This window comes from Aeromicrobium alkaliterrae (genome assembly GCF_039529015.1).
GTDB lineage: Bacteria > Actinomycetota > Actinomycetes > Propionibacteriales > Nocardioidaceae > Aeromicrobium > Aeromicrobium alkaliterrae.
The window spans coordinates 1-4,624 of record NZ_BAAAME010000025.1; the positions used below are offsets into that span (position 1 = coordinate 1).

General features: G+C 65.1%; 5 protein-coding genes. 3 read left to right on the forward strand and 2 right to left on the reverse strand.

The window, feature by feature from the left end; all coding sequences use genetic code 11:
* Positions 1 to 299 precede the first annotated feature (299 nt).
* From ABD127_RS19025 to ABD127_RS19035, 3 genes are all read left to right on the forward strand, one after another.
* Complete coding sequence (locus tag ABD127_RS19025) at positions 300 to 743, forward strand: hypothetical protein (protein ID WP_344204504.1); 444 nt, start codon at positions 300 to 302, stop codon at positions 741 to 743.
* A 193-nt stretch (positions 744 to 936) separates the two neighbouring features.
* Positions 937 to 2,283 carry a hypothetical protein gene (locus ABD127_RS19030; RefSeq protein WP_344204507.1) on the forward strand — a complete coding sequence of 449 codons (1,347 nt, stop codon included), beginning with the start codon at positions 937 to 939 and terminating at the stop codon, positions 2,281 to 2,283.
* Positions 2,284 to 2,453: 170 nt separating this feature from the next.
* Positions 2,454 to 3,029: a hypothetical protein gene (locus ABD127_RS19035; RefSeq protein ID WP_344204510.1), complete on the forward strand. Its 576-nt coding sequence runs from the start codon at positions 2,454 to 2,456 to the stop codon at positions 3,027 to 3,029.
* Positions 3,030 to 3,176: 147 nt separating this feature from the next.
* Here the strand turns inward: ABD127_RS19035 and ABD127_RS19040 are convergent, their stop codons facing one another.
* Both ABD127_RS19040 and ABD127_RS19045 read right to left on the reverse strand, forming a co-directional pair.
* Positions 3,177 to 4,217 (reverse strand): hypothetical protein, encoded by a 1,041-nt coding sequence (locus ABD127_RS19040; RefSeq protein WP_344204512.1) that lies wholly within the window; start codon positions 4,215 to 4,217, stop codon positions 3,177 to 3,179.
* Positions 4,218 to 4,241: 24 nt separating this feature from the next.
* Positions 4,242 to 4,624 (reverse strand): isochorismatase family protein (locus ABD127_RS19045; RefSeq protein ID WP_344204515.1); only part of this gene is annotated, 383 nt, incomplete at its 5' end.

A 4,624-nucleotide genomic window follows, 5' to 3' on the forward strand; every position in this document is an offset into this window, starting at 1 on the left:
GCACCTGCTTTGCAAGCAGGGGGTTAGGGGTTCGAGTCCCCTAGGCTCCACCATCAGCTTCATCGGAGATTCCGAGAGATCCGCTCGTCGAGTCTCGTCTGACGATTCGCTCGCTGTGCCTCTAAGGGACGGTGGGGAGAGCTCACCCCGAAATAGTTGCGTCCCGGAATTGCACGTGATTACAGGACGGACGCATCGCTCGCCCGAGCTGATGCTGAGGTCCACCACGTGCCATCGGCCGCTGTAGAGACGAACTGATCTAAGCGTTCGAAGTCGTGGTGCAAGTCTGTGTCCTGTCGATGAGTAACGATGTCCTTGTGTGGTTCAGCAGGAAGCATCTCGATCCCGTCTATCAGGTCGACACGGTTGGCCTGAGCCGAGTTCAGCAGATTGCCGCGTGCCGCGCGGCCCTCGAGTTCGTGCGACCCCGTGCGGACCGGCTTCAACTGGAAGTCCCATGGCAGTGGGCCGAATCCTGGCCCGAGGATGTCGTTGAGGCCGCGTCGATTCTCGCACCAAAGCGTGAGGCTTACGAGGTGACGGGATGGGTCACGCCCATCGAAGAGCACCACTGGAAGGCATTTGTCGCGCTCGCGCCCTTTGCCTTTACCGCCGATGTCTGGTCGTTCCACATGACCGAACTCGCCGACGTCTCCAACGAGGCGACGATCATCGTCGTCAGGATCCCGCCCCATGACCTCGCTCGGCTCAGGGATGCCGTCGCTCCGGCCCGCGTAACTTGATCCAGTCTTCATACGCATCCCAGCCCTCGCGTGCCGCGGTTGTGACCTAACTGCCGCGTCCCCCGGGGTGGATTGAGTCGGTTATGGCACTGGATCGAGCCGTTCCAATCGGACGCGAGTACGGGCCGGAAGCGCGCATCGTGGCCATCACGTCGCCTAATGTGTGCTCCACATCACCGATTGGAGCGTCATCGTGAGCGAGGAGACCTGGCACGCGGCTCGGTTGATACCGACGTCCGGCATCAACGGGGCGACCGAGCAGGAGCGCCGGGCAACATCTGCACTGCTCGCTGTCCTTGGCGTCGTTCCCGACTTCGCGAAGGCCCTGCTGAGTGGTCTCGGCGCTCCAGCGGGAAGCGTCACAACTTTCATCGAAGTGCCCTTCATGCTTGGCGAGAGTCGCATCTACCCCGACGGACTCATCCGGGTCCGCCGCGGAGCGCGAGAGTGGACCGCCCTGGTCGAGGTCAAGACCGGCAAGAACCAACTTGAGACGCAGCAGCTCGAGAACTACCTCGACATCGCTCGCGCGGAGGGGTTCGATGCGCTGATCACCATCAGCAACGAGATCCCGCCAACACCCGGCCAGCATCCGACTGCGGTCGATCGCAGGAAGCTCCGAAAGGTCGCGCTCGTCCACTGGTCGTGGTCTGAGGTCCTGGCGACGGCCATCGTCCAGAAGGAGCACCGAGGTGTCTCCGATCCGGAACAGGCGTGGATCCTCGGCGAGCTCATTCGCTACCTGGAGCATGAGCGTTCGGGTGCCCTCGACCTCGACGACATGGGACAGCACTGGGTTGCGGTCCGTGAGTCTGTCGCTGCCGGCACTCTCCGCGCCAACGATCCTCACGCCCCCGAAGTCGTCTCTCGCTTCGATGCACTCCTCCGGTACGCGTCCCTTCGCCTGGGGCAACGTCTTGGTACCGACGTCGTCCAGAACCTGTCACGCAAGGACCTAGCGGACCCCAAGCTCCGCGGAGCTGAGCTCGTGAAGTCGCTCGCCGACTCAGGCGTGCTCACCGGCTCCATCAAGATCCCCGGCGCCGTCGGTCCTATCACCGTCACCGCTGACCTCCGCGCGTCGCAGGTCTCCTGCCACGTGGACGTTCCCGCGCCCCAGACTGGTCGGTCGACAACGCGAGTCAACTGGCTGGTTCGACAATTGAAGGACGCCCCAGACGACGTGCGCATCGAGGCATTCGCCGCCCGAGTGCGCGGCGGTGGCGCGGCAGAGCTCCTGCGTGCGGTTCGAGATGAACCGAAGGTCTTGATCGAGGATCCGGCGCGCGAACTGAAGTCGTTCCGTGTGGCGCGCGTGGCGACGATGGGAAGCAAGCGTGGGCGCGGACGCGGTGCCTTCATCGACACAGTGCTCGACACCCTCGACGGGTTCTACGGAGACGTCGTCCAGAACGTGAAGCCCTGGGCCCCCGCCCCGCCGAAGCTACGGGACCCCGTCGCGCCGGACCCCGACACCGACAGCCTGAGCTCGACGGACCTGTCGTCGCAGGACGAGGAAGTCACAATCGTCACTCGCTAGGCGTCCGCGTTGTGCGGCTGACGCGATAGTCGAATCGAACCAGGGCTTCGAGGTCGTCGATCGCGCAGACACGTGTCGCCGTCTGAGGTTGGTGGCTCCCCGGTCGCAGCGACGACCCATTCGCGCTTGAGGGCACGTGTCGACCGGGACCGCTCACTACGATGACGGGCATGGCTCGCTCCGAACGATCGGTCCGCATGGACGAGGTCGTTGCCTGGAACGTCCAGCGGATGCCGCGAATCCGCGTGCTGGGTCTGCGCCTCTGGCACCTGTTGAAGTGGGTGGCCGTGATCGCGGTGAACATCCCCTTGGCGATCGGCGGGGATTCAGCCGGTGACATCCCGCGCCGGCGGCCGATCCGGCCCCGGTTGCCTCACGACGTTCGTGAGCCCTTGGACGTCGAACCTCCCCTGGTCGGGGGCGATGTCACGTGGCTGGGTAACCGGTGGACGAACAAACACCCCATCACGCTGTACGCCGACAAAGCGGAGATCGCTCCGCTCACGAAGGTCATCGACGTGCCGCTGGAGCACCTCCGGCTACTTCGCGCGGTGCCAAGCGGCCGGACGGGCCGGGACCCCCGAGCTCCATGGAGCCTCGACGTGGCGGACGCCCGCGAACCCCGAGCCAGCATCACGATCACCGGCGAGTGGATCAGCCTTGCGTGGTTGGGTCACCTCGCCGGATGGCCCGAGCCCGGGTCCGCCGGAACCCCGACGCTCCCTGGTGTGCGTGGTTCGCACTGACTTTCGATCGCACTTCGTCATCGAGACCGACGGTCGTCAGGTAGTGGAGCGGGCCCTAGGCTCCACCATCGTCGACGTGCTCGAACCCCGACAGGCGAACGCGTGTCGGGGTTCGAGTGCGTTGAAGGGATCGGAGCCCCTCGGACGTCACGACGCCCGGACCACCTCTTCCGACCCGTCCTCGTCGAGCTCGCCGAGGATGGTCTGTGAGAGCAGGTCCTCGGGTCCCTTGAGCGCGTCAGCGACCACCTGATCAGTCGGGAACACCATCTCGGCTGCGACGTTGTCCTGCACGATTCTGGCCAGGTTGTCGAGGGCCACGAACACGGGATCGGCGGGGAACTCGGCCGCCGGCAGATCGATGAGGTGGCTGTCGACGCTCCCGGGGTCCATGAGCGTCCGGATGATGATCGAGTTCTGGTTGAGAACCGACGTCGTCCATATGGAGAGGACGACGACGTAGAGGTCCTTCCAGCCCTTCTCGCCGATCTGCTTCTTCCACTTCTTCATGATCTTGCGGACTCCGCGGATCTGAGCGTCCGCGGCGAACTTCATGTTCGTGCGGATGCTGGGGTACACGCTGGCGGAGAACTGTTCGAACGAGGCGATCGAGACGTGCCCGTCGGCGACCGCCTTGTCGATGTACGCGATGCCGGCGTCCAGGATCACCCGGCTCGAGGCTTCGAGTCCCGACGGCATGTCCGCGTCACGCAAGCGCTCGCGAGCGGTGCGCAGCGTGCGTCCGAAGGCGGACAGAGGCTCCGCCCAGTCCGTCGTCTCCGCGCGATTGAGGTACGGAGCGATCACCGAGAAGATCCCCAGCGGGACGTGGGCCACCGACTTCGCAAGCTCGAACGTCCTCGAGATGGGGTGCAGCGACTCAGTCTTCCCGTTGAGGACCAGGGTGTACTCGCCGCCCCGCTCCTCGTTGTTGACGACGATGACTGGCGAGAGGTGCTTGATCAGCTCGGCCTTGAGAGCGGCGTAGCTGACCTGCATGTCGGTGTCGATCTGGACGACCGACTCCCGGGCTCGAACGCGCGGGTCCGACCAGAAGGCGGTCATGTCCAGGTCGTGCGGGTCGATCTCGTCGACATTGCGGTGCGGCGACCGCGAGAGCACCTTCGGGACGGGCGTCTGAGCGGCCTGGTGGTGACCGACCGGGCACCCCTGATCGTCGGTGGACATGATCGATACCCCTTTCTTCCGTGCTTATGACAGGTCGTCGGCCGTCTTGACGACGACGCCGTACAGGTCCGCGATCGTCGCCAGTGCGCTGTCGTGCAGCTGCTTCGCCGACACCGCGGAGACGACCGTCTCCAGCGGCCGGGTGGCCGATGCGTCCGCGACGACCGTGGGCTTCTTCCCGTTCAAGAAGCTGCCCTCCGTGGTGAACTGCACGCACATGTTCGTCATGAACCCGGCGATGACGACGTCATCGTGGCCGGCAGCGTCGACGAGCTCGCCGAGCTCGGTGCCGACGTAGGCGTTGGGCGCTGTCTTCGTCACGACCCGCTCGCCCTCGATCGGCGCGACCTTGGGGTGGATCTGGCCGATCTCGGCGCGGATGTCGTACGGGGTGCCTTCGCCGCCGT

Excerpts from the sequence above, each read along its gene's own strand:
- ABD127_RS19040 (WP_344204512.1), bottom strand. The coding sequence starts at position 4,217 with ATGTCCACCGACGATCAGGGGTGCCCGGTCGGTCACCACCAGGCCGCT.
- ABD127_RS19025 (WP_344204504.1), top strand. The coding sequence starts at position 300 with ATGAGTAACGATGTCCTTGTGTGGTTCAGCAGGAAGCATCTCGATCCC.
- ABD127_RS19035 (WP_344204510.1), top strand. The coding sequence starts at position 2,454 with ATGGCTCGCTCCGAACGATCGGTCCGCATGGACGAGGTCGTTGCCTGG.